Source organism: Paenibacillus sp. LHD-38 (genome assembly GCF_031157315.1).
Classification (GTDB): domain Bacteria; phylum Bacillota; class Bacilli; order Paenibacillales; family Paenibacillaceae; genus Pristimantibacillus.
In genome coordinates this window covers 136,547-162,293 of sequence record NZ_JAVIFU010000008.1, presented here as the reverse complement: position 1 = coordinate 162,293, position 25,747 = coordinate 136,547, and the positions used below count along the sequence as shown (strand labels likewise).

Annotated in this window: 18 protein-coding genes; all 18 read right to left on the bottom strand. The window is 49.6% G+C overall.

Annotation, left to right across the window (positions count from 1 at the left end; genetic code table 11):
• Nucleotides 1-230 precede the first annotated feature (230 nt).
• The gene (locus RCO25_RS09370; RefSeq protein ID WP_308995882.1) at nucleotides 231-1,214 is read right to left on the bottom strand and encodes a carbohydrate ABC transporter permease; all 984 of its coding nucleotides are present in this window, start codon (nucleotides 1,212-1,214) and stop codon (nucleotides 231-233) included.
• Nucleotides 1,211-2,104: a carbohydrate ABC transporter permease gene (locus RCO25_RS09365; RefSeq protein ID WP_308995881.1), complete on the bottom strand. Its 894-nt coding sequence runs from the start codon at nucleotides 2,102-2,104 to the stop codon at nucleotides 1,211-1,213. Before RCO25_RS09365 ends, RCO25_RS09370 begins: the two co-directional genes overlap by 4 nt.
• Nucleotides 2,104-4,332 carry a DUF5696 domain-containing protein gene (locus tag RCO25_RS09360; protein ID WP_308995880.1) on the bottom strand — a complete coding sequence of 743 codons (2,229 nt, stop codon included), beginning with the start codon at nucleotides 4,330-4,332 and terminating at the stop codon, nucleotides 2,104-2,106. Before RCO25_RS09360 ends, RCO25_RS09365 begins: the two co-directional genes overlap by 1 nt.
• Nucleotides 4,325-6,340, bottom strand: a complete 2,016-nt coding sequence (locus tag RCO25_RS09355; RefSeq protein ID WP_308995879.1) for a YIP1 family protein — start codon at nucleotides 6,338-6,340, stop codon at nucleotides 4,325-4,327. Before RCO25_RS09355 ends, RCO25_RS09360 begins: the two co-directional genes overlap by 8 nt.
• A 27-nt stretch (nucleotides 6,341-6,367) precedes the next feature.
• Nucleotides 6,368-7,225, bottom strand: coding sequence for a carbohydrate ABC transporter permease (locus RCO25_RS09350; RefSeq protein ID WP_308995878.1), 858 nt, complete (start codon nucleotides 7,223-7,225; stop codon nucleotides 6,368-6,370).
• Between the two features lie 4 nt (nucleotides 7,226-7,229).
• Complete coding sequence (locus RCO25_RS09345) at nucleotides 7,230-8,201, bottom strand: carbohydrate ABC transporter permease (protein ID WP_308995877.1); 972 nt, start codon at nucleotides 8,199-8,201, stop codon at nucleotides 7,230-7,232.
• Nucleotides 8,198-11,140 carry an extracellular solute-binding protein gene (locus RCO25_RS09340; protein WP_308995876.1) on the bottom strand — a complete coding sequence of 981 codons (2,943 nt, stop codon included), beginning with the start codon at nucleotides 11,138-11,140 and terminating at the stop codon, nucleotides 8,198-8,200. Before RCO25_RS09340 ends, RCO25_RS09345 begins: the two co-directional genes overlap by 4 nt.
• Nucleotides 11,137-12,267 (bottom strand): ABC transporter ATP-binding protein, encoded by a 1,131-nt coding sequence (locus RCO25_RS09335; RefSeq protein ID WP_308995875.1) that lies wholly within the window; start codon nucleotides 12,265-12,267, stop codon nucleotides 11,137-11,139. The genes RCO25_RS09340 and RCO25_RS09335 overlap by 4 nt, the downstream gene beginning before the upstream one ends.
• Nucleotides 12,268-12,573: 306 nt before the next feature.
• Nucleotides 12,574-13,422, bottom strand: coding sequence for an NAD-dependent epimerase/dehydratase family protein (locus RCO25_RS09330; protein WP_308995874.1), 849 nt, complete (start codon nucleotides 13,420-13,422; stop codon nucleotides 12,574-12,576).
• Nucleotides 13,423-13,450: 28 nt separating this feature from the next.
• Nucleotides 13,451-14,674 (bottom strand): enolase C-terminal domain-like protein, encoded by a 1,224-nt coding sequence (locus tag RCO25_RS09325; protein WP_308995873.1) that lies wholly within the window; start codon nucleotides 14,672-14,674, stop codon nucleotides 13,451-13,453.
• Between the two features lie 287 nt (nucleotides 14,675-14,961).
• A complete protein-coding gene (locus tag RCO25_RS09320; RefSeq protein WP_308995872.1) occupies nucleotides 14,962-16,020 on the bottom strand; it encodes a Ger(x)C family spore germination protein in 1,059 nt (352 codons plus the stop codon).
• Entirely contained in the window at nucleotides 16,007-17,086 is a 1,080-nt protein-coding gene (locus RCO25_RS09315; protein WP_308995871.1) for a GerAB/ArcD/ProY family transporter, read from the bottom strand. The genes RCO25_RS09320 and RCO25_RS09315 overlap by 14 nt, the downstream gene beginning before the upstream one ends.
• Nucleotides 17,079-18,413 carry a spore germination protein gene (locus tag RCO25_RS09310; protein ID WP_308995870.1) on the bottom strand — a complete coding sequence of 445 codons (1,335 nt, stop codon included), beginning with the start codon at nucleotides 18,411-18,413 and terminating at the stop codon, nucleotides 17,079-17,081. The genes RCO25_RS09315 and RCO25_RS09310 overlap by 8 nt, the downstream gene beginning before the upstream one ends.
• Nucleotides 18,414-18,655: 242 nt before the next feature.
• Complete coding sequence (locus RCO25_RS09305) at nucleotides 18,656-20,206, bottom strand: extracellular solute-binding protein (protein ID WP_308995869.1); 1,551 nt, start codon at nucleotides 20,204-20,206, stop codon at nucleotides 18,656-18,658.
• 56 nt (nucleotides 20,207-20,262) lie between these two features.
• Nucleotides 20,263-21,147, bottom strand: coding sequence for a carbohydrate ABC transporter permease (locus RCO25_RS09300; protein WP_308995868.1), 885 nt, complete (start codon nucleotides 21,145-21,147; stop codon nucleotides 20,263-20,265).
• A gap of 34 nt (nucleotides 21,148-21,181) precedes the next feature.
• Nucleotides 21,182-22,108: an ABC transporter permease gene (locus RCO25_RS09295; protein ID WP_308995867.1), complete on the bottom strand. Its 927-nt coding sequence runs from the start codon at nucleotides 22,106-22,108 to the stop codon at nucleotides 21,182-21,184.
• Between the two features lie 210 nt (nucleotides 22,109-22,318).
• Nucleotides 22,319-23,677: an ABC transporter substrate-binding protein gene (locus RCO25_RS09290; protein ID WP_308995866.1), complete on the bottom strand. Its 1,359-nt coding sequence runs from the start codon at nucleotides 23,675-23,677 to the stop codon at nucleotides 22,319-22,321.
• Nucleotides 23,678-23,714: 37 nt separating this feature from the next.
• Nucleotides 23,715-25,520 (bottom strand): sensor histidine kinase, encoded by a 1,806-nt coding sequence (locus RCO25_RS09285; RefSeq protein WP_308995865.1) that lies wholly within the window; start codon nucleotides 25,518-25,520, stop codon nucleotides 23,715-23,717.
• Nucleotides 25,521-25,747: the final 227 nt, after the last annotated feature.

Here is a 25,747-nt window from a genome sequence, read left to right as displayed (position 1 = left end):
AGCATGTTTGTAGAGCAAAACTTGCTCCGTAAGCCTTCGCTTAGTTTTTTGAAGCAAAACTTGCTCCGTAAGCCTTCGCTTTGTTTTGTGAAGCAAACTCGCTTCGTAGGCCTTCCCCTCAATGTACGCAATAAAAACGGTTCTTCCGATCCTGCCGCGGAGCCTGCAACCCTTGCCGAATCATCACCTCCTCATAAACGTCAACATACAGTTCCTGTCCTGTACAAACTCTACTCGACGATTCCCGTTCTCTCGATTCCGCTTACGAACCAGCGCTGCAGAAACATGAACACGAGTATCGGCGGGAGAATGATCAAGAAAGCCGCGGCCATTTTGGTGCTTTCCGTGATCGGATTCACAATGGTGCGGGTGTTCCCAAGCAAGGATGGATTCAGCACCTCTTCGAGCATATCCAGACGAATCGACAGCGGCGTAAAGCCTTTGGTCAAAAACATCGACGGCTCGTAGTACATATTCCAGTACCAGATGAACGAGAAAAGAAATACGACCAAGCAGGCGGAGCGGGCAAGCGGCAGCATTATCCCGAAAAACAGCCTTGCCGTTGAAGCGCCGTCCAGCTTCGCTGCTTCTTCCAGGCTTGGAGGCTGCGCTTTGAAAAACTGCCGGAAGATCAGAATAAACAAAGCACCCTTCAGTCCCTGCCCGAAGATCGCGGGAATGAGAAAAACGAATATTGAATTCAACAAGCCCAGCTTGCTGAAAATAACGTAAAGCGGGATGATGATGACCTGCGGCGGAATCAAAAAGGTCAAAATGATAAGCGCCGTGAAAAGTCCCTTGAACGGCAATGCTAGACGAGCCAGCGCGTAGCCGGTCATTGCGCAAATCATGACCTGTACGAGCGAGCAGCTCACGGATATAAGGGCAGTGTTCCTCAGCGCCTCCGGGTATTGCAAGCCCTTCAGCGCCTTTGATACATTTTCCCAAGTTATCTCGCGAGGAATCCACTTCACGGTCGGGTCCAGCAGATCGCTCATGTTCTTGAACATCGTGCTGACCATATAAAGAATGGGCTGCAAATAGAGATAAGCGACAATCGAGAGCAGAAGATAGATGACAAGCTTAGCAAGCAAACCGTCGGATACGCTTCGTCCCAACACCAGCATCTTCGTTTTTTGCGCTTTTCGGCCCCAAAGAACGCTTCTGACGCTGCGGCCCGCCTTCTCAATCTCAGACTTCATCGCTGTAATCATGAATGTACCCTCCTTGTCTTGAGGCTTCGGTTGAACAGCCATAATACGAGGGCGATCAGCGCGAAAATGAATCCAAAATAAATCCAAGCGAGCGCGCTCGCATAGCCGTAGCCGGTATCGACCTTAAACATGTTGCTCTTGATATGCGCCAGCACCGGATTCAGCGGGAATGTAAACAAATCAATGATCGTGTACAGCACATTCAGGCTGATGAACGGAACGCACGCAGGCAGCGTGATTTTCCAAAAGCTGTCCCACGGGGATGCCCCGTCAATGCGTACGGCTTCGTAGATCGTCGGAGAAATCGTCTGAAAGCCTGCGATAAAGATTAGAATCTGTACGCCTGAATACCATAAAATAAGAATCGCCTTGCCCAGCACAGCCATAACCGTTTCGGCAAATTGCTTGCCTACGTACTCCTCCACGAGCGGCAGCAAATTATACTGCTCCAGGAAAGGAATATCCCCGGCTCCCTGCAGGAAAAGCTCAGAGAGCACCTGCCCCGTAGCAAATATAACCGGTAAAAAGAACAACGCGCGGTATATGAAACGACCAGGAAACTTTTGATTGAGCATTAATGAAATAAGCAGGGCGAATATAACGATGATCGGAACCATCAGCAGCATTTCTTGGAAATACGTGATCAGCTCGATCGGAAAAACGTTATCCTTCAAGAAGGCGTCCCGGTAATTGCGGAATCCGAGCCACTCGTACTTAAAGCCTCCCACCGCAACTTGGACCTTGTTGAAGGACATAAACAACGACCAGCTGATGGGGATAAGCACAAACATCGCGAACCCGATTATCCACGGCAGCATGAACATCAAGCCGAGTCCATAGCCCTTCCAAAGATGGAGGCGCGCTGCGCGTCCCCGTGCTTTCGCTTTCATTACGCGCCCTCCCCTTTCTCCACTTGGAATGTCTTGCTGCCATAATCGACAATGACGCGCGTACCGTCCTCATATACCGTAGCGAACCTCGTCTCCGACAGCTTTTCATGATCGGTTATCTTCTGAGAGAACACCGGCGCAAGGGAATCGAAAGCCTCGTATTCCTTCAGGATCCGCTCCGTCCACTTCTCGTATTGCGTGCTGAATAGGAAACCTGCCGACGTATACTTCAGCTTTCGCGAATCCTCATGGGTTAAGAAGAACGAAGGAACGGCCCCGTACTCTATCGCTTTCAGAAATTCCGCCTCTACGTCGTTGCGCAGGTTGCCGTCTCCAAAGGAATAGGAAACATAACCGTGAAGCGCTATCGGATAAAAGGGTACGGTCTCATCAACCATGAAATCGTAGCTAGATTCGTAAGGAAGGCCGGCAATATAGTCGGTCTGCCCGACCGTATAGTCGTTGCCGCGGTAAACGCCAGCCGAGCCGAGCGTTTTCTGCGTGTAGGCGAGCAAACCATCGTAAATAGCGATCGTATCCGAGCGCGTCGCAATGCCCGACGGATCATAATCATGGAACACCATCTCGCCAAGATAGTTGAACAACATACCGGACACTCCGATGTCCTTAAGCTTCTCCATCGTTTGATACGCCATGGCAACGGTGCGCGCAGGCTTACTGATAAACCAGCCTTCATCAATGAATACCGTTTCGTCGATGCCGCGAATGCCGTTTGTTTTGCCCGATAGTTCAGAACTTTCTGAATCGATCCAAACAAAATCATCCTCGAACAGCACATCGATGCCCAGCTTAGTCATCTTGGAAATAAAATCTTTTGCCGCCGCTTCGCCGCCTAGCGACTTCTCGATCGGAAAGCGGTCATACGAATCGTAATCGCCTTGATTTTGCCAGCCGTAATAAATGACCTTTAAATGATCGACGCCCTGCTCACGCAAGCCGTTTACCATTTCTGCTGCCTGCGGGAAGGTGGTCGCGGCGATATATTTGATTTTGTTAAAAGCCTCCGTGTAGCTGCCTCCCATCACTTTTAGGTAAAGCGGCATATGGTCGACCGGCTTCAACGGTTCCTTCAGCTTGCCTGTCTCCGCCATATAGTCGCGGTAGGCCTTCGCCATCCCGACATAATCGGCGTCCCCGCCGTTCAGAAAGCAGTACTCCACCTCCCTATCCGTTTCTAGGCGCTGCTTCTGAACCGCTTTGAGCGGAGCAGCGAGACGGCTCATCCGATACAAATATTCCTCGCGGTAAATCTGATTGGCGTACACGTTGTACAGTCCCGATTTCAGTCCCGGCGGCATCGCCGCGATATTCGCTGAATCCCCGCCCTCCGTAAGAACTGCCATAAAGGCGTTGCTGCCTCGCTTCATTCCGAACACCGGAAAAGCAATATTTTCCCGTCTTTCCCCGGAACCGCTCCAGTTTCCGGTATTGGTTAATTCCAACCCGTACACCTGATGGATGTAACCCCTTGAAACCCCTGCCCGTTCGCTGTCAAAAGCAATCAATCCGCCGGGTCCGTCCGGTACGAAGATATAACCGTCCTCCTCCGGCGCGGCAGCACCGAAGTAAGGGAGCAAATCAACCGTAAAGATGGCATATTCGCCATCTTCTTTAATGCCGTCTGTTGGGATCCGCGCCTTTAACCCCTTCGGCGTAAGCTCGTATTGGATCGTAAAGCCAAGCTGCGGCTCGGGGAAAACATAGGAAACCTGAAGGCCTGCCGCGGTTTTGATCAACGTGGTTTGAATCTTGGGATCGCTTGCATTCAGAACCTCGCGAATCGTCTGGTCCTTCCCTTGCGTCCTTACATATGTCAGGACAAAGGGCGATTTCAGATTGGCAAGCAAGACGCCCTTCACCGTTTCGCTGCCGAGCTGCTCTTCCGTCGGATTGCTGCTCCACCGATACCCGGTACGCTTATCGACTAATGCAATCTGTGTAGTGCCGGGATGAATATAAAGCGCAAAATCATCGTTTTCCAGCGCATCGGCAAAACCGTCAGCCCCTGTTTGCGGCGTCCATGCTACCCCCTCGTACAGAGGAGCACGGCTGGCTGAAGGCTTCTCGATTCCAGTCAGCTCCAGCGCTTTGGCAGGCGTCAGCCCGTCACCTTGCAGGAAGAGGATGCAGGAAGCGGCAGCAAGCATAATTAAAGCGATTGCCGCGAGCTTTACGCGAAGGGAAGTGCGCTTGATGAGCTCAACCATAGAAGGTCACCTCCTTGTAAAGCTGATAGAAGAAATCATATAAATTGAAGGACAAGCCAAACACGAGAAAAGCAAACAACCAAATGGTGCCAATGGTAAACACGGTAATGGCAATATTTTTGAGCGACTCCAGAAAATCAAAATTATGAATGACCTGCGTCATGACGATGAGCATGACGCCCATCCATAGAAACATGACAGTATTTAGCGAATCCACGATCACCCGCTCGTCGAGCGTCACGATATTGGACAAAATTAACGTCGGAATGGAGAAGAACAGATATGGAGCAAGCGCATAGGCGCTGCCTTGAATGACCTCTCTGAATTTCCCTTCTCCGTCCTTCACGCTGCATACGAGATAATTGGCAATGATCCAGGTGATCCAAGGGACCATGAATAAGCCTAAGCTGCCGAACAGATTAATTTGCGACAGCTCCACAGAATGGAAAAGAAATCCGGTGTAATAGATTGTCACGATCTTTACCGCTACGGCAGCTGCCAAAATCAGAATAATGATCCAAGGCGCGACTCTCGCTTCCTTTAGCCTGTAAAAACCCTGGTAAGGATGAAGCATGACGTACCAAAGATTGCGCAAATCGCCAAGCGGACGCTGCCAGTATAGCGGCAGAGGCCGATGCTTCAACCATTTCCGGACGGCCGACCCGCCGAATTTCAGCAATAGCAGAATTACCGCCGCTGCCGCCGCCAGCCAAATGAAATGTTTTTGCAGAAAGTCCAGACGGATTTGCCAATACGCCTTGGAGTAGCCCTCCGTGTCGAAGGCTATTTTCAGAAACGACAAGGCATTATCATAATCGTTCTCATGCAAATACACCTTGCCCAGCCCTTGAAACACGCCGTTATACATGTCATTGCGGGCATATACTTTATCCCAGTAAGGCTTGCTCTGCTCATACTTGCCCTCTACATAAAGCGTAAGCGCATTCATCACATCGCTCCCGAACTCGGTACGGACAAATTTATGTATCGTACCGGTTCGGCTGTCGGATATCCAAACGCCGAATTTGGAATCTACGCCTATGCTTGTCGGAAACCCGAGAACGCCGTACTGCTGCGTTTCATTATCGATTAGCCCGAATGCAAACAACGCCTCCGCATTCTGGTCGTAGATATTGACGCGGGCCGAATCCATGTCGACGTTGTACAAGAAGCCGTTCGAATCGCTCGCTACGTCGACAATGCCATGCCCGTTCACCAATGTTTTGTTCTTGAAGGCGTCTACACCCCCGGCATTCAGCTTGCGGATTGCGCCCTGTCCGAAGCCCGCAGCTGTTGCCGTATAAATGAAACCGTCCCGATCAAGCGCAACGTTCGTAATCGGACGCGGCAAACTCGCCAGCTCCTTGGACAGCTGCTCCTTGTTGAGAATGAGCTTCTTCAGCCAATTGAGCACGGTTTGCTGCGCCTTGTTAGCGCCGAAATAACCCATGAACTCCCCGTCCTCATTCATGCGAAGCAAGCCTTGGTAGGAGGAATTCAAGCTGATGTACATCACGCCGCGCCGGTCAACCACCAGCTTGACGGGCACAAAATGCTCCTGCTCCAGAAAGGTCGACTCCGGCTTCTTATATTCGCGGACAAACGAGCCGTCCGCTCCGAATACGGCAATGCGTTGATTTCCTGAATCGGCGACATAGATCAGCCCATCCGGAGTAACGAACAAGCCCTCGGGCGCGCTGAGCATGCTCTCCCCTTCTTCCGCGCCAATCGAGAGAAGGAGGGCACCGTCGTTATCTAGCACAACGACCTTATTCGCCCCTTTATCTGCAACGTACACCTTGTCGTCCGCTCCTACCTGCAGATCCATCGGCTCGACAAAGCGCGTGCCTTTTGTTTCTGCAGGCGCATATACAGGCTGGATGCGCAGCCATGTCGCTTGATTGTTGTCATAGTAGGAGGTCCTGTAAGGGAGCTCCGCATAGATCGCTTCAGGTGCGGCAAGCATGAAGGTCGCCGCAAGAAGCAGGAATAATAGAAATCTCTTCATCGTTACGACTTCCTTTGCTGATTTGAATTACTTGATTCCGGAATGAACCATCGTCTCGAGTACTCTCCGCTGAAAGAGCAGAAAGATAATGAGGTTAGGCACGAACATGAGCAAGCCTGCTGCGGCGGCTACGTTCTGACCCGCCACGCTGTTCTGAAGCCCGCTGAGCAAGCTATTGACGTAGAAGGCCAATGTTCTCATCGTTTCCTCTTGCATAAATAACGTCGATGTCTCCACATCGCCCCATACGCCTTGGAACGTGAAAATTGAAATGGTCGCAATGGCGGGAACGGCCAGCGGCAGCACTATTTTTGTAAAGATGCCCAAATGGCTTGCTCCGTCGATCTTCGCCGCCTCCAGCAGCTCACCGGGGATTTGCGATATAAAGCCGACCAGCATGAATACCGCGATCGGTGAAGCCAGGGCGGGCAAAATATGACCGAAATACGTGTTGTTTATGCCAAGACCGCTAATCATCAGGTATCTTGGAATACCCACCGTCTCTGGCGCGAACATCAAGGATAACGTGATAAGCGCCAAGATCAGCTGCTTGAAATGAAACTGGTATTTGGCAAGCACATAACCCGCCATCGTGCTGACGATGATAACCGCGGCAAGCGTAAACCCCGCTACGATCAAGCTGTTGAACAGATACCGGGTGAACGGAACCGTCGCGTTTGACGCATGCAGAATGAGCGATTCAAAGTTGCGCAGCGTCGGATTTTGCACCAGAAACCGCGGAGGAAATAGAAACAGCTCATTTTGCGGCTTGAAGGCATGGTTCAAAATAAATACGATCGGCAACGACATAAACGCGGCAAGTACGGTAAACACCGTAATCAGGATGACCTGAAATGTCGTTACTCTGCGAAGTCTTCGAATCATGGTTTTATAGTTCCTCCTTTGATCCGAACAGCCGGTAAGCGAATCTCATGGCAAAATAGCTGATGAGCAGCAGCATAACCGAGACAGCCGAAGCATATCCAAGCTCGAAGCGGATAAAAGCATAATCGTCGATATGATTGATGATTAAATGTCCCGAGTACGAGGGCGTAATCGCCATGCCGGTCAATTGGGTCGAAATCCCGCCCGCCTTCAGCGTCCCCACGATGGACATAACGGCGCTGAACAGCATTTGCGGCTTCATCGACGGGACCGTGATGTAGAAAACCTCCTGCAGCCGGCTCGAAATCCCATCGATTCGGCCAGCCTCGTAAAGCTCGCGGTTTACGGTCTGAAGTCCCGCGAGCATCGCTAGAAACCCGACACTGAAGCTCACCCAGAGCGAAACGATAATCATAATATTCAGCAAATATTTCGGGTCCTGCAGCCAGATAACCGGACTGTCGATCCATCCCATCTGCAGCAGGAAATTGTTGAAATAGCCGACGCGGTCACCACTGAACGTTGCAATCCAGACGACCGACAACGCGACTCCGCCAGCCATGGATGGCGCATAAAACGCCAGCGTATAGTAATCGCGAATGCGGATCGGCAGTTGATGTATGAGCCAAGCGAATAGAAAAGCAAGAATATAGCCGCCCGGCCCTACGATCAGCGCGAACAAAAACGTGTTCGGAATCGCCTTGGTCAGAAAAATAATGTCCTGCGTGAACAGGCTGATGTAGTTGTCTATCCCGATAAAATGCAGCGAGCCGAAGCCGTCGTAAGACGTAAAGCCAAGCGTAGCGGCCATCACGACAGGAATAACGATGAATAATAGAAAGCAAAGGAGGAAAGGAGCGAGAAACAGATAGCAAAAAGCATCACGTCTAATTTCCCGCCAAAACTGATTCCATTTCAACCGAAGCGCCGATTTGGGCTTTGCCACCTGTAAACCGGGAGATAGCTGCGTATTCATTTCTGCGGTTCCTCCCATTCGTAAGGTTGTGAAATTTGTGGAATTCGAAGATCGTCTCCCGCCGTTATGCCAAAATTATTTTGCCTCCGGTTCATTTCACGCTGCTGGGAAAGCTGCGCCTGCTCCAGCGATTCCTGTGCCGGAATGCCTTCCATTACCGTACGGTTCCATGCGAATTCCATTTCCCGCGTCAGGAAGTAATAGCCCGGCACATAGGGCATGTTCTTCGCCCAGCGCGCCTGCTCCCGAAGCGCGGCCAAATCCTCGCTCGGCCAGGCGAGTCCTTGCATGGCATCGGTGTTGGCGGTATTCCACCTGAATTCGATCCCATAGAAGGATTCCATATCCTTGGCGTATTGCGACTGCACCTCTTCGGAGGTCCACCATTCCAAGAACGCCCAGGCGTCGTCCTTCCGTTCGCTTTTTTTCATAATCATCGCAGCTGAAATTCCCTGCGGCGACCACCTTGCGACCTCGTCGTCCGCCTGCTTGATGCCTGGCAATGGAGCGATTTTCCAATGTCCCGTAATTTCCGGGGCAGCGACCAGAAGCTGCACGTACGTATTGAAATCCGCTATGCCGATCGGGATATCCCCGTCGCGGAAATGCTGGAAGAACGCCGGAATATCGATGGGAAGATTATATTTCCGGTAAAGCTCCGTCCAGCGTTTGAATGCCTGCTGCCCTGCATCGCCCGATAGCGTGCCCTTCAAGCCGTCCGGCGAATAAGCCTCTGCTCCGTTTTGAAAGAAGAGCGTCGAGAAATCGCTTTTCGGATAGTTCATCGTCATTCCGTTTTCCTGCAGCGTCGGCAGAATATCGAAAACATCCTCCCATGTATCGGGAGCCTTCAGATGCAATCCCTCGAGAATATCCGTCCGATAGAACAGCATCTGGAAGTTTTGCACCTCGGGCAGCCCATAGATTCCGCCGTCATAGCTAAGGGTACGGCTGACACCGGGAATAAACCGGTCAAGCACCTGATCAAAGCCGGGAAAGCCGGATAAATCCTGGACAGCATCCCTCATGGCGAAATCCGCAGGCGTGGATTCCCCTACCCCAAGCGCGATGTCCGGCACATCTCCTGCAGCGTTCCCAAGAATCAGCATGTTCGGATTCGTCATCAAATTGATGTTCACTTCAATGCCCGTTCGGGGCGTAAAATCCTGATCGACCATTTCGCGCAAAAGCTCGACGTAATCCCGTCCCCGCTGGACCCAGATGGTCAACGCTTCCTTCCGGTTGTGTTTGCGCGTGTCATAGTCCAAATAGAACGAGCGTCCGAAGTCCGCAATGGAATACGGAACTCTCGAGAGCGTGCTTGCCACCTTCAAATTCGTTTCCGTTCCCGGCGTGCGTACGACGATATAATCCATGAGCAGCGGCTGCTGCGTCAGCGTCGCCATCCAGGTTCCGATATTATTCTGAATGGTGGAGAAATCGTTGATCTTATTCGGAATTTCATTAACATCCTCCAGCATCTTCGCCAGGATCGCCTCGGAGCCTTTGATCGCCTCCGACAAATCGGAGTCCTTCTTGTTGAGACCGTTAATATAATGGCGTATATCCGTCAAATGAGTGATGAAGCCCGACATCTTCTTCTCTACATCCGGCTCTAGCTTCAACATATCCCATGTCCGTGTCGAATCAATGTTCGCATCGAAGCCCGATTTACTGTAATTACCCGTTAGCAGCCTAATGTGCCGGTCGAAAGCAGCCAATTGTTTCAGCGTTTCCTTCAGTGCGAGATACACCGGCTGAACGAGAGACGAATCAACGGTCATGCGCAGCGTGTGCGCACCCTTCTCCAAATAAAAACGAAAGGGCTCGCCTTCGCCATCCGCAAGCGTTCCGATCTTGAATTCTTTATCCGTCGGGATAGCGTAATGCAGCAGCTCTTGAAACGGCGTCTTCCCGTCGATCGAAATCATGCGGTACGCCTCAAAGCCGTTCCGGTAATTTTGGAATGTTTTCAGATCAAGCTCATACCACCCGTCATTCGGCACCGTGAGCTCCCATTCCACCCATTCGCCCGGCAACCTCCATCGTTGTCCGCCCAGCACATTGTACGTGATTCGTCCCTTTGGATCGGGTGATATATAGGGCTCTGACCAGAAATCGGTCTGGATTGCCAGACTCGACTTCCGCATGAACTGCTCGGCTTCGATTACACCGTACCAGCCGGGCTGCGTCTCACCCTCCGGATGTAAGCGCTTGTAATTTTCGTAATCCGGAATCGCTTCTTTAGGCCTGAAGGAGATCTCCCGCAATGCCACAGACTCTCTGACTCCGGTAAGCCGCAGCGAATGCGTCCCTTCCTCCAGGCGATAAAGTAAAGGCTCGGCGGAAGCCGATAGAACGGCTGCCGCTTTCCTACTCCAGCCCTCCAGCTCTGTTTGCGGAGGACGAATTTGCTGACCGATCTCATTGCGGTCATATGGGAACTTAGAATCCTTCCACTGCCGCTCCAGCTCAATTCGCTCCGACTCGGCAAACGGAAAGCGCCCGTCAATCTGCACACCCCGAACGACCGAGGCGCTGCCGCCAGCAAGCGGCTTGTAATCAAAATGAAGCTCATACCAACCGCCCTTTGGAACGCTAAACGTCCATTCCACCCAGCCCCGTTCATTTTCCCAGCGCAGCGCGGCCTCATCCTGTTCGTCATGGAATACTTTCGCTTCATCGGCGGCGGCCGAATATTCCTTCGGCAAAATCGTGACCGCTTGCAAGGACTCCTCCGCCTTCCCCGCCTCTGGGTGCTGAAGCATCAGCTTGGCGTAGGGCAGCTCCTCGGCTTTGCTGTCGAAGGAGAGCAGCTGCTCCGTACTGACGGAGGTAGCATGAAGGACCGGCTCGCTCGCCGTGATCCAGCGGAAACCTGCGAACACGAGCGCCAGTGCCAGCATAAGACGAAGAACGATGCCCAGCATCCTCCTCATTCTGCCTCCCCTCCAACTGCCAGGGATATGCCGGATTCCTCGTCAAAAAAGTGAATCTTGTTCATGTTAAAGCCGACAAGCAGTTTCTCTTCCTTCCTAAACACGGTCTCAGGCTCCGTTCTGCCTATTACCGTTTTCTCGCCTACCTTCACGTACACGTACGAATCGGCGCCAGTCACCTCCGACATCTCCACCGTGCAGCGCGCAAAATCATTGTCGGGCGTTTCCGTATCCTCCCGTTTCAGCCACACATGCTCGGGGCGAACGCCCATTACGCAATTGCGAAGCGAGCCCGGTTTGGCTGTAAAATGGCGGTAATAACGCTCCGGAACCAGCAGCTTGAGACGCTTATTGAGAAAATAATAGTTCCCGTTCTCCCGTACGAGGCTGCCCTCCAAAAAATTCATCTGAGGCGAACCGATAAATCCCGCCACGAACATATTCGCAGGCTCATCGTACAGCTGGCGCGGCGGCGCGACCTGCTGAATGATCCCGTCCTTCATGACGACAATCCGCGTCCCCATTGTCATCGCTTCGACCTGGTCATGGGTGACATAGACCATCGTTCGTTTCAAGTCGCTTTGCAGCTTGATGATCTCCGCCCTCGTCTGGGCACGCAGCTTGGCATCGAGGTTTGACAGCGGTTCGTCCATGAGAAACACTTGAGGCTCGCGGGCTATCGCCCGGCCAAGCGCGACACGCTGCTTTTGCCCTCCCGAGAGCTGGCTCGGCTTGCGCTCCAGAAGATGCGAGATCTCCAATATTTTCGCCACACGGTTAACCCGAAGCGCAATGTCATGCTTGGCTGTTTTACGAAGCTTTAACCCTAGCGCGATATTTTCATAGACCGTTAGATTCGGGTATAACGCATAGTTTTGAAAAACCATTGCAATGTCCCGATCCTTTGGCGAAACATAGTTTACGAACTTCTCGTCGATGTACAAGTCCCCTTCGGTAATTTCCTCTAAGCCTGCCAGCATTCTCAGCGTTGTGGACTTACCGCAGCCGGAAGGACCTACGAGTACCAGGAACTCCCCCTCCTCAATGGAAAGGTGGAAATCGTTGACCGCCGGACGAGACTCCCCTTTGTAATGCTTATAGACATGGCTGAACGTGATGCTTCCCACCCTCACTCACCTCTCATGACGTATTTTCTTCCTCTTGCTACCATTAATGTTAACGTATCCGGGCTGCGGCAAATATGAGGCGATATTTTCTTTTGCAGTCAAAAATTAGCTTCTATTGGTTCAAATGCAAGGTTTTAACCTTATGTAAAAAACACTGTCAACAAGCGTAAACGGCTCTCGCCGTCCTCAGTGGCAAAAGCTATCGTTTCGCGGAGATATATAAGCACATTTATAAGTGAAAACTTATAATTTCTCATATATTAAAAAAAGCCGTTCTCCTCGAACGGCTTCCTCTAGCTTCCAATCCTATTCAATTGTTTCCCAATGATCCGACCATGAATGCTTTGGACGCCAGCCAAGCACATCCTGCGCCAATTGATTGCTGACCACCGCAGTTCTTCCGTGGAGTGAAGCCCGGCGATCCGTCACGTCAGGATAAAAATGGTTTAGCAGCCGCTCAGTCTCCCAGTCGCTAAGCGTATCGCTGCTCGTAATATTGAGACAAATCGCTCCGCGGTCCTCCACTTCCAAGGACGCGAGACATGCGCTGACGGCATCGCGAATATCAATATAGCTCCAGAGGATATGCTTGAATGCTTCCGGCTTGCTAACCGCGAGATGCTTGTAATCCTCCGGCTTCGTAATCATGGAGAAGCGCAGCGAAATAACCTGCATTCCGTTTCGGCGGTCAAACATCGCTGCGGTAAGCTCGTTAACAACCTTCGATAAGCCATAACATTCCTGAGGCTGCTGCGGATGATCCTCATCCAGCGGCAAATAATCCGGAGAGAACGGTGACGGCGCCCATGCAAAGCCATAGGATGACTCGCTTGAACCCATCACGACCTTTCTAATGCCCAAAATCGAGGCTGCCTCCAAAATGTGATAGCCCGAAATGGTATTATTAGCGAAAATATAGGGATGCGTATAAACGAGCGGTGCAGGAATGGCTGCCAAATGGATGATCGCATCCGCGCCGTGAAGCGCGGAGACCACCTGCCCGAAATCGTTCAAATCCACGTTTATCTGTTTGCAGTGCAGCTGACTGGACCGCTTGTTATCCAAGGATACGACCTGGTAGCCATGCTCCTGCAGTGACTGAATGAGCTGAGTGCCGAGCTTGCCGCTCCCGCCTGTTACTGCAATGGTCTTCATGCTGAGAAGCACCTCCGTTTATTTGCCATTATGGCCGTACTAATGTTCCGTCAGCCTTACGGTCAAGATGATAGGGATTATGGTAAGCAGACCGATTCCAATTCTCGCCAACGAGCAATTGTGCCTTTAGCTCATCCAGCTCGATCCCGAGGCCCGGCTTATTCGAAGGATACAAATAACCGCCCTTTCTGACGATATGCCCTTCAAAGGCATCAAGCTCCTCCGCCCTAAAATGGTTCACTTCCTGAATGCCGAAATTCCATATCGCCATGTCCAAATGCACAGCTGCCGCCTGATTAACGGGATCATTCTCACCGCCCTCCTGCCATGCGGTACGTACGCCAAAAGCCTCGCATAATGCGGCGATTTTGCGGCATGCGCTGATGCCTCCTGCCTTGGAGACGCGCACGCGAATGAAATCGATCAGCCTCTCCTTCACCAGCTCCGTCCATTCCTGCGGGTTAACGAACAGCTCGCCGACCGCTTGTGGCGTAGCACTCTGCTGGCGCAGCTGGCGGTACCAGCCAATCTGCTCCGGTGCCAGCGCATCCTCAAGAAAGAATAGACCGTAAGGCTCGACTCGCTTTGCGAGCTGGATCGCATGGATAGGCGAGAGATGCTCATGTACGTCATGGGTAAACTGAACACCCATGCCGAATGCCACCCGCAGCTGCTCGAACATGCCCGGAATGGCATTCAGGTAGGCCTGTTCGTCAAACACCGGCCCCTTTGTCCATGCGCGCTCGGGAAGGTTCGCCTTATCCGCCCCAATGAAGCCACCGCCCCCATACCCGCCCATTTGCACGCGGATGACCGTATAGCCCTCTTCCATGAAGCGATGAACATCCTCCTTCAGCTCGACGATATCCGATCCGCCGGCATGTCCGTAACACGGAACGGCAGCGCGGCTCGCCCCGCCCAGCAGTTGATAGACTGGCAGTCCGGCTTCCTTGCCTTTAATATCCCATAATGCCATATCGATGCCGCCGATCGCGGTATGCAGAATAGCCCCATTCCTCCAATAACCGCTCATATACATCGTCTGCCAAAGGTCCTCTATATTTGCCGCATCCCTGCCGATCAACACCGGCGCCAGCAATTGCTCGATCACCTGCACGACGGCCTCCGGATTATAAACATCCGAAGCGGAGCCGAGTCCATAAAGCCCGTCTTGGTCCGTCAGCACCTTCACGATTGTCCATGTGCCGTTTTTTCGCGTACGTATGCATTTGATTCCCGTTATTTTCGCCATGCTCCCACCATCCCTTTTTTTTGTATCACGTATAGTGTAAGCGAATTCTGCGTCGTTCCAAATGAGGCATCCTTAAATTTTCTGTCCTATGATTGGCCTCTTGATCCCTGCAAACAAGCGTAAACGGCTGTCGCCGTCCTCTGTGGCAAAAGCAGCCGTTTCGCGGAGATATATAAGTACATTTATATGTGAAAACATATAAATTCTTATATATTAAAAAAAGACGGTTTCCAAGATACGGGCAAGCCGCTCTGGAAACCATCCTTTTCGCTTCGTTATTGTTAACGCTAAGGCATATTGAGAAATCCTGTATTTTCGATAATCGCATTTACTTGAAGCTCCAGCTTTAGCTTTGGGTAATATTCCGTACGCCAGCTTTTCAACTGCTGCCGCGGAATTTTATGGCGAAAAAATTGGCCTGTGCCCAAAATATCCGCTCCGCTCGCTTGAAGCCTTGCGAACATTTGATTGAACTTTTTTGTCAGCATGGTATCAAGCTCCTGCTTGATCATTTCGCTTGTCGGGTTCCCCTTTGTTTCCAAGATAACGACCTTCAATTTTAATTCACTTTTTAAAATAGGCTTACCGCTGCTCATCGAGCTTTTTGTATCCATATCGTTGCTAACGATAAGTACGCTGGCATGATTCAAAACTTCGATTTTCCCTTGCGTGCTTTCGCCATTAAAAGCATTGAACAGCAGTGTTTCGTCCGCACTGATCTGCCCAACCATTTTTCCGTTTTTTATAACCGCCGAGCCTATATGCTGAACGGCTGTGGTTTTTCCCGACCGTATAATCGGTATGGCAACGTCTCGCGTATAAGAGTAAATGCTGCGGTATACCGCCCACACCCGGGTTAATGCAATTTGCGGATTCCAGCCTGCGTTTTTCTCAAAAAAATCATAGAGGGTCGTACCCTCGGGCTCCATCATTTTTTTTACCGTCTTAAAGAAATAATCCATATCTTCATCGCATATCGTAACCAGCGTCTTAGGAGACACGTCGCGGCCTCTCATAAAATCGGCTATGGTATCTTCGAGTCCATCCTGCGCATATTTCTTGTCCATCAATACCACCTTCACGTGAAGCAAATCCACGCGATTCTCCAAATTAGCGCTGATCTTATCGACCGCATGATTGATCGTGTTCCCGGTTCCGGTCACGATTTTTATTTGAGTCGAATTTTGACCCGGTTCAGGAATTTGAAGATAGATCAAATATTCGCCGTTCTTCTTTGAAACGCCCAACACTACCGGCAGCACTCGGTGGTTGATATCGATATTATCCCAGCAGCCGCTTAGGGCTAAGGCCATGCATACGATTATAAATATCTTAAGCACTTTCATCTTTGATCATCCTTCTGGAACGAAGCCCAATAAACCATATCGAGCAGGGTATGATTAAGAATACAAAAAACCGCAGCAGCGTACTCCACATCGTCAGCTTCTCTATCGACTCCCAATTCTGAATGAACAAGCAAGCCGAATAGATAAGCACAGCTGTCGTGATCATTAGATAGTTGGGCTTCACCTTCGGCATGCTTCGATGCAGGATCCGGCTGATTTCCCATAGTACGATCGAAATAAACAGCATCGTGAAGGTGATGAGACTCAGCAGCAAAAACATCGTAATCCGGTCAAACATCAGCCAGTTAATATGGACCGTGCTTACCAGCATAATGAAAGGAAATTTAAAGGTTGAGGCGGTAGCTTGTCCGAAAGTCAGCAGCGGAAGATAGACAGATAAGAAGAAAAACGGAACGAGTGCCGTTAGGGTTAACATCATTTTTCTACGGCTGTAGGAAAAATAGGGCTGAATGAAACCTAGAAATAAGTAGCTAACGGAAAATGCTGAGAAGCTGTGTAAATAGGCTGGCTTCGTCAAAAATGAAAATTTCTGATCAATTAACGGAAATAAATAACGGAGATCCACATTATGAAAGGAAGTAACAATCACGAAAAAAATAAATGGAACAAAAAGAATAGCCAGCAGAAAGCCCGTACGGAAAATAGCATCTACGCCATTCGACGCAATATAGGTTGAGATAACAACAATAAGCCCCATGATCGCCCATATGGGCGTATTGGCCAGAAAAACAAGCGTAATAATTTGAGAAAAGGCTTGGATGGTTACGATGTTGACGACAATCAAATAAAATACAAGGGGCAGCAGAAATAGGACGGCTGCCCACTTTCCTATGCCCACGTAGATACTTATAATATCCTGCTTCGGGAAAAAGCTGAGACCTTTCATATACGCCCAAACCATCAGCATATTTAGCGCGATTCCCAATGTAATCGCAACCCAATGCCCCTCTGTCGTGCTTGAGATGATGTCACCGGAATAGAAGAAGAAAACGAATCCCAGCTTAGTCAGGCTATACATTAGTACGACATGTAAAGTTCTATCCATTTTCCGTCTCACCCTTTTTCATACTGAAATCCAAATAAGAAATGCCGAACGTCTTGATACTTGCAAGGTAACCGCACAGCAGCACCATACCTGCAAGCAGCCCGAGAATTCCAAATATAGCGGACATAATAACAATTAAATATTTGAATACCCGAATCGTAAGCGAATTTTGGAATCCGACAACCGTTGAGTTCGAAATCGTCGTGGCAGCAAGCACAATGATCAATAAATTACTTACCAATCTTGCCGCTACGACGGCTTGCCCCAATATGATTCCCCCTACCATCGTGATGGTCGGACCGATGCTTTTGGGCAGTCTGGTGCTGGCCTCGATAATTAATTCCAAGATGACCAGCATCAATATGATTTCCACGATTGCCGGATACGGCACGCCTTCCCTGCTTTGCGCAATCGTTAAAGCAAGCTCTATTCGGAGAACCTCCGGATTTACGGCGACGAGAGCAACGTACAAACCGGGAGCCAGCAGCGTTATCAATACGCCGATAACACGCAGGAGGCGAATGATCACCATTAATGGACGCGGGAAGTTATGGTCATTTTCGAGCGAAAACATATCCCAGATCAAGTTAGGAAGCACAAGCGCAAACGGAAGGCGATCAATGAACAGCACTACTCTTCCCTTCTTCAACGCACTCGCTACCTCTTGCGGCAATTCCGTCGTATTAAATTTGGGTACAGCTGACCAAGAGGATAAGCCCAGCGATGTCGATAGATTCTGTATGTTATCGATTTCCTTGTCGCTGCTGCGCTCGAGCTGTTCCATGATTTTGCTCACTAGTCCTGGATCAGCGTGGCTGTCATCGTAGATTAAAGAAATTTTTTTCTGCTGCCGGGTGCCCGCCAAGAAAGATTTCACCTTGATATGGTGCGAGATGATTTGTTTCCTCACGATGCCAATATTCGTATCAATATCCTCGATGAATGAGCTCATCGGCCCTTGCAGCACATTCTCGTTCGTAGGTGATTCAACGGACCGGTTTAGGACAATTGGGAAGGGGTCAACGATGACGAAAGCTGCTTCGCTTTCAAAATAAACGATTAGTTTGCCTCCCATAAATAATGAGATCGCTTCATGCAGATCGATTTCCCTTATTTCGCCGATCTCAGCCATGATGGAAACAATAGATTCGGATCCCTTGCTCGTGTTTTCAAAGTTTTTATGTATCGCTATTTTCGTCCTCATTAAGTCGATTAACGTCACGAATCCCATCAACACGACGCTTGCCCCGCCGATTTTGTCCGGCTGAATGAAGAAATCATCATTTGCGCCCAATTTGTCCTCTAATTCTTTCAATAAAGAATCCATAGTCCGCTTCTCCTTATAAACAAACAATTCCTCTTACGATTCTCCCCTTCTAATGGCTTTATATACTTAAAAGGAGTGCCCTATAATCAGGACACTCCTCTGTGAATCGAGAGACTTAATTTATTATTAGGCCGGCTTTCAACCTCATAATTGAAAAACAGAAATGTATTCGCTTTCACTGCATTTTAAAAGAAGAAGCCTTCCTTCATTGCTTCAGGTCGGCTTCTCTCATGGTGTGTGAATTATTTTTTGGCTGCAAGGAATGCGTCGATTTGCTTTTGCGTTTCGGCGATGATGACATCAAGGCCGTTTTTCTTTTGCGTTTCAATATAATCGGCAACAGCTTTCTCGACATCCTTCACGACGCCGAATTCAATCGGTCTGTTGAGCTCATCGTTTGCGGTGTCGCGTTTGGCAATTTCGTTTTTCATGTTGTCTTCCGCGATAAACAAGCCGTCGATAGGGGAGTTTACATTATTAGGCTTGCTTGCGAATTCCGCTTCCTTCACCCAGAAATCTGGTCCGTAAGTCATCGTCGGACGCATGAATTGCGGCTTCCAGAATGCCCATTGACCGCCCCACTCCATGTAGTTGCTCGTAGTCGTTTCCATGCCTTCCGGATATTCGGCAGTCTCGCCGTTCAACACGTAGGTTTTGCCTTCGATGCCGTATTGAACAAGGTCATAAAGGGTTTTATCGGTTTCCATCATATCCAGGAAACGAAGCACGCGCTCCGGATTTTTGGAATTGCGGTTGATCGCTACCACGTTTGCAAGCGCCGTACGGTTGACGAATCGTTTATCGGGATACAGCTCGGCAGATTCCATCTTGAAGGATGGATCAGAGAAGCCCGGATTCGCGCTTACCCATTCATGAGACGTTACCGTAAACAGCTTCTTGCCGTTTCTCCACTCAGCCGCTTCATCCGATTTATCGATCATGGCGTCTCTGTTAATCAGGTTATCGTCATACCATACCTTTGCCAGCTTAGCCGCTTCGAGATAGAAAGGCTGCTGCTCAACGGCTTGCACCGTAATTTTATCGTCGCTCAAATAGAAGCCCAGGCCATGGAAGTTAAGATCCACCCACTCATCGCGAATCATAATGAGCGAAACGGGCGGCGTACGGGAAATTCTCTCATTCGGATACGCTTTTTTCAGCTCGCGCAGCAACCGGTCAACATCCTCGATCGTCTTAATCGAGCCGGCAGGAATATCCAGGCCTGCTTTCTCGATAAGATCGGAGCGCCAGCCGGTAAATTTACGCTCATTCATTTTCATCGTCCAAGGAAGCCCGACGATGTCGCCGTTTACGGTAGCAGCCCCAAGCGTGCCCTGCTCTTCATATTTCTTAAGCAAATTAGGAGCATACTCCGGAAGCAGGTCGTTCAGCGCCATATAGGAGCCTTTTGCCGCCATTTGCTTGTACGACAGCCAATCGCCGTCAAAGTTCATATCCCAGTTATCGCCGGAAGCCGCCATAACGAGCATTTTCTCCTTAAAGTCGCCGAACGGGATAAAGTTGATATCAAACTTAATATTTAGCCCTTTCGCTTTGACGTACTCGCTGACCTTGGACCAAACCTCGTCCGTAGCCGCCTTTTTATCTCCGCCAAAATAAAACTTTAGCGTAACCTCATCTTCCTGCTTCTCTCCGGACTCGCCCGAAGGCGCATTCGTCGCATTCCCGTTACTTGGGGAATTCCCGTTGTTCGAGCTGCACGCTGCTAGAATAACGCTTATCAGCATAATGGCAGCAAGCAATAGCGGCAGTCTTGTCTTTCTTTTTTGCATCTGAATCTCTCCCCTTAGCTTGTGATTTATATACTACACGGCCAAAGCCGGCATAGTCATCCTTTTACAGCGCCAACCATTAAGCCTTTCACAAAAAAACGCTGAACGAACGGATACAAGAAAATGATTGGCCCGATCGTAATGACGGTAAGCGCCATCTTGATCGATTCCGAAGGAATTTGTGCCGAGATGCGCTGCATGGCTGAGGCGTTGCTGGAGCTCTTTAGAAATTCCACATTGGAAATGAGCGTCCGCAGCAGCAGCTGCAGCGGCTGCAGCTCTTGCTTATCTACAAACATTAAGCCAAGAAACCAGTCATTCCAGTAACTCAAGGCTACGAACAAGCCAACAGTGGCAAGTACAGGCAAGGAGAGCGGCGCAATGAGACTATAAAAGATTTTAAAGTCGCCCGCCCCGTCCATTTTGGCCGATTCATTCATATCCTCGGGAATGGACAGCATGAAATTCCGGATAAGAAACATATTGAAGGCGTTAGCGAGCATCGGCAGGATTAACGCCCAGAGCGTATCCTTCAGATCCAGGTATCTCACGCAAATGATATACCACGGAACCAAACCGCCGTTAAACAGCATGGTAATAATGACATAGACCGATAAGATGTTCCGGTACTTAAACGAGCGTCTCGCCATGACATAGGCGCCCATGCTGGTGACAAACAGCGATAGCACCGTTCCGGCCACCGTAACGAATAGACTGACGCCGTACGCATCAATGATACGGGTGGAGCCGAGAAACAGAATCCGGTAAGAATCAAAGGTTACGGTCTTCGGCCAAAGCAAGTAGCCATAATCCATAATGTCCTTCTCCGTGCTAAGTGAGCCCGAAATCACCATAATAAACGGAAACAGGCAGGACAAGCTGAACAGGGAGATCGCAATCATGATGACAAACTGTGAGACTGATATTTTTTTTGCAAGCATATAAGAGATCCTCCCTTGATGTAATAAGACGTTTTTAGAAAATCGCTGAATCCTTGTCTATTTTGCGCGCTGCGTAATTGCTGCCAATAATAAGCACGAAAGCAATAATGGATTGCAGGAAACCAGCGGCGGATGCCATGCCGATATCTCCTGATTTGCGCAAGCTGCGATAAACGAAGGTATCAATAACGTCGGTTGTCGGGAACAAGAGAGAGGCATCGCCAACCATGGCATAAAACATCCCGAAATCCGCATTCATAATTCTGCCGACTGCAAGCAGCGTCAGAATAATAATCGTTGGCCTCAGCATCGGAATGCTGATATAGCGAATTTGCTGCCATCTTGTGGCCCCGTCGATGGAAGCCGCTTCATAGTACGAATTGTCAATTGACGTTAGCGCCGCCAAGTAAATGATCGTACCGTAGCCCGTGACCTTCCAACGAATGGCTATCGTTAGGATGAGCGGCCAAAGACCCGCTTCGCTATAGAAATCAATCGGCTGCAGCCCAATGTTCTCAAGCAGACGATTGACGGCCCCGCTCTCGAAATTCATGAGATTATAAGCGAATACGCCTACCACGATCCATGAGATAAAGAAAGGTAGGAACGTGAGCGACTGCGTCACCCGTTTGAAATATTTGTTCCTGATTTCGTTAAGCAGCAAAGCGAACCCAACTTCAAAAACAAGCCCTACCGTAATGAACAACGCATTTAGCAGTATTGTATTTCTCATCGCCCGATATGCGGTGGGGGAGGAGAACAAATACTCAAAGTTATTGAACAGCGGGTCCATCCAATCGCTTCCGAAAATTCCTTTGGCAAAGTCAAAGTCCTTGAAGGCGATGACAAGCCCTGCGAGCGGCAAGTAATTAAAGAGAAATAGGAGCGTCGCGACGGGCAGGAACATGAGCAGCAAGGTGCGATTTCTAAGCAATTCCCGAATGACTCCATTTGATTTCATATCGATTTCCCTTTCCCAAATGTGATACTTTTATTCTAAAGGAGCGCATTTGGGCTTACTATGAGCCATTCTTATCCTTTGTTGTTTCGTATTATCCTCCTGGTTGTCCCGCGTCCAAAATGAAAAAAAGAAGCTGTCCTAAGCAGATCAATCTGCTTAAGGACAGCTCCTTCTTGGTCTATGTTTTTTTGGCGAGACGCTACTTTTCTTTTACGGCTTGCGTTTCCATTGCTCCCGCAGCTCCAGCGTCTTTTGGTTCCATGCTTCCGTCTGCGGAATAATGAGATGAATGCCATGGCCTTGGAAAACGATATCATTAATGACATTGATCCAGTTATATTCGGAGAATCCCGGTATGGTTGCTCCCGGCAATACAAGCGCATTATCCTTCGTCATCTTGACCGCTTCGATGTTTTTCCCCTGCCATAGCGGTACTTGGTCGATATAAGCGGTCAGCTCCGGGTCGATAACGGAAGCGTTAGCGCCCTTCTCTACCTTCCATTTCTGAGCCTCCATCTCGAATTGAAAGCTAATCCATTTGTAAGCCTCCTCCTTATGCTTCGAGCCGCTAAGCAAAGCAAGCGGTCCGTTAATATGGAAGGAGTACTGGTTGACCTTCCCCCTGGGGAAAGGAAGAATGTCCCAATCAAACGGGGCTTCCTTCTGGAGCCTCGGCAGCAGCCAGTCACCTCCGATTTCGAAGGCCGTTTTGCCATTGGTGAACTGCCGCACGACATCCCCCTTATCTGCGGATTCTTCCCAGGACAGCATCGAGCCATCCTTGGTTACGAATTCCGACAGCCAGCGCACATCATCCATAACAGCGGGTGTGCTAAGCAGGCTTTGTCTCAATTTCTCATCCAAATAAGCCAAATTAGGCGCATTCCCGTCGGCTGCCGCTTTCATGGGCAGCAAGCGCATAACAAAGTCGCTGCTCGTCGTCAGCCCGTACTCCCCTGCCGCAGAATCCGTAACCTGCTTGGCAATTTCCCGAAAATCCTCGAAGGTCCAATCATTAGGCGGCATTTCTACGCCGTGCTTTGCGAGCAAATCCTTATTTACTACAATCCACATCGGCACGTCAACGAACGGAACGGCAAGCCTTCGGCCATTGAAGGCCATCGTATCGAAATAGCCATCCGGCAGCAATTTGCTTTGGAAGGACACATCCCTGTCCATGTAGGGCTTCAAATTTTCCAGCAGCCCGTTTTCCTCGTACCGAAGCAGATCTCCGACGACCCATGTGAGATCGGCAGGCGTCCCCGCCGCCTCAAGCGCAATGATTTTATTCATGATAGTATCATCGCCCCCATCAATACGGATAGGTTCTATCGTAATCCAAGGATATTTCGCATGAAACATATCATAAAGCTCCTGATACGTATCATCCGCCCAGGTGAGCAGCTTAAGCTTGACGGGCGCTCTGCTCAGGGCCAGATCTGCTTTCGAAGATTCTGTTCCCTTCGCTGCATGACCGCCCTTCCATTCTTGTAGTGAGCAAGCGGCAAGCACGAGCATAAAGATGAGAAGAATACTTATAACAAAGGTAAATGTACGTTTGTTTTTCAAGATCATTCCTCCTTTCATACTCAACGCGCTTTACGCTTCACCCTTTGCCTATCGAATCCAAATCATGGCCTTCCTTTAAAATCGGATGCCTTAAGATGATTTTGGTACCAATATCAGGTCCCGTCTCGATTTTGAGCTTGTAAGCATCTCCGAAATAAAGCTTCAATCGATCGTTGACATTGCGAAGCCCGACACCCCTGCGAGCATGGGAGAACGTATCGCTCGGCTCCTCTTCTTGCTCAAGCTGAGCGAGGACCGCCTGCGGAATGCCTTTGCCGTTGTCCGCCAGCTCGATAACGATATCTTCATTTTCCTTCCTAGCCGTTATCATGATTTTCCCTTTCTCGAAATCATCCCTAACGCTGTGCTGAATCGCATTCTCAACAAGCGGCTGAAGCAAAAGCCGTAAAAACGGCATATCCATCGTCGCTTCCTCACATGAATACAAAATTCTGACAACCTTGCCCATCCTTGCTTGCTCTATTAATACATAAGCCTTGACCTGCTCGATTTCGCGGCGCAGCGTTGTAATTTCCTTGCCTTGGTTCAAGCTGAGCCGCAGCAGATTGCCTAAAGCCGATACCATCTCGCTTATATCGCTGCGGCCGTGATTTTCGGCCTTCCACCTTATAGACTCCAAGGTGTTGTATAGAAAATGCGGGTTGATCTGATGGCTCAGCACCTGAAACTCTAGTGCTTTTTTATTCCTCTCCGAACGCGCCGCTTCCGTGATCAGCCTTTCAATTCGCTGGACAAGGCTGCCGACCCCGCGATACAGCCAGCCAACCTCGTCTTTTCGGGAAGACCAGGGCACCAAATAATGAAGGTTGTCCGCTTCCAGCCTGCGCATGATGCGAACTAGGTGGGCAATCGGCTGCGTGTAATACGCCGTAATATAAAAAACAACGCTGATGCAGCAAACGAGATAGACGACAAGAAAGATCACCAACATGCGGTTAATTTCATCAATCGTTCCCGTCAGCTCATGCAGGGGAGTCAAGCTTACGATGGTCCAAGGATGGTTGGCCATCTTCAAGTAGGTGGCCAGATAGGTTTGACCGCCGATGGCAATGGATTTAGAGCCCTCATCACCCGTTCGCATATAAGAAATAAAGGCATCCGACGGGAATTCCTTGCCCGTCCATTCATTCACGGAAGAATCATAATGGACAATGCCCTTCTCATTAATGAGCAGCAGCTTCTGATCCTTAAGCTGATCCGACGGAGAAAAATAACGTTTTAAATAATCCTCGGATAAATCCGTTGCGATGATGCCTCTCAACTTTTGATCATACAGTCCCGAGAACCGTTTGACATAAGAGAGCAGCGGCTTCGCGTATTTTCCTTGCTGCGGCATGGTCAGGTACCAAGTGGGACTGACCGTCGACTTGGAACGCTGGAACCAATATTGGTCCCCGATTCGCACCGATTCGTCAATGGTTCGCATATAGGAGGGATAGACCGTCGGTTTTATGGGATAAACCTTGACCCGAAATGCATCGATGACCGGTGTCGCATAATAAAGCACCGTAAGCAGATTTACTGTAAAAGCTTCCTCTTCTGCTTGGTCTAAAGGCTCTTTTTCCAGCAAATCCTGAAGCCCTTTATTGCCGATCACTTCATTGACCTGTTCATTTAACGTATTGAGATAAATTTCAAAGTTCTTTCTCGCTTGCAGCAAATAGCTCATGGACATCTTTGTATTCGTATTGGAGATGCCTTCGATTGATTTTATATGAGCGTAGTATGCAAATAACAAAAACGGAACGATGATGATCATAAAGAAAATAAGAATCATCCGATTACGGAAAGATGAAGCGAGCCGAAAGGAGACTTTGTTCATCTGCAAGCACCTGCCTTCCCTGTCTATCCATTCGATTGAGAAATCTTGTCCTCGATTTTAACCTTCATTCCTTCATTCTTGCAATACGCAGATCCAGCTTTACCAAGGATGGTCATGTCTTCTGTCCCTTTTTTGCAAAGACGATAATAATGCCTCTTAAAGTTTGCTATTCCCTCATTGTTCGAATTTTGCGGATTCATTACACTATTTCCGTAATACCTAACCTT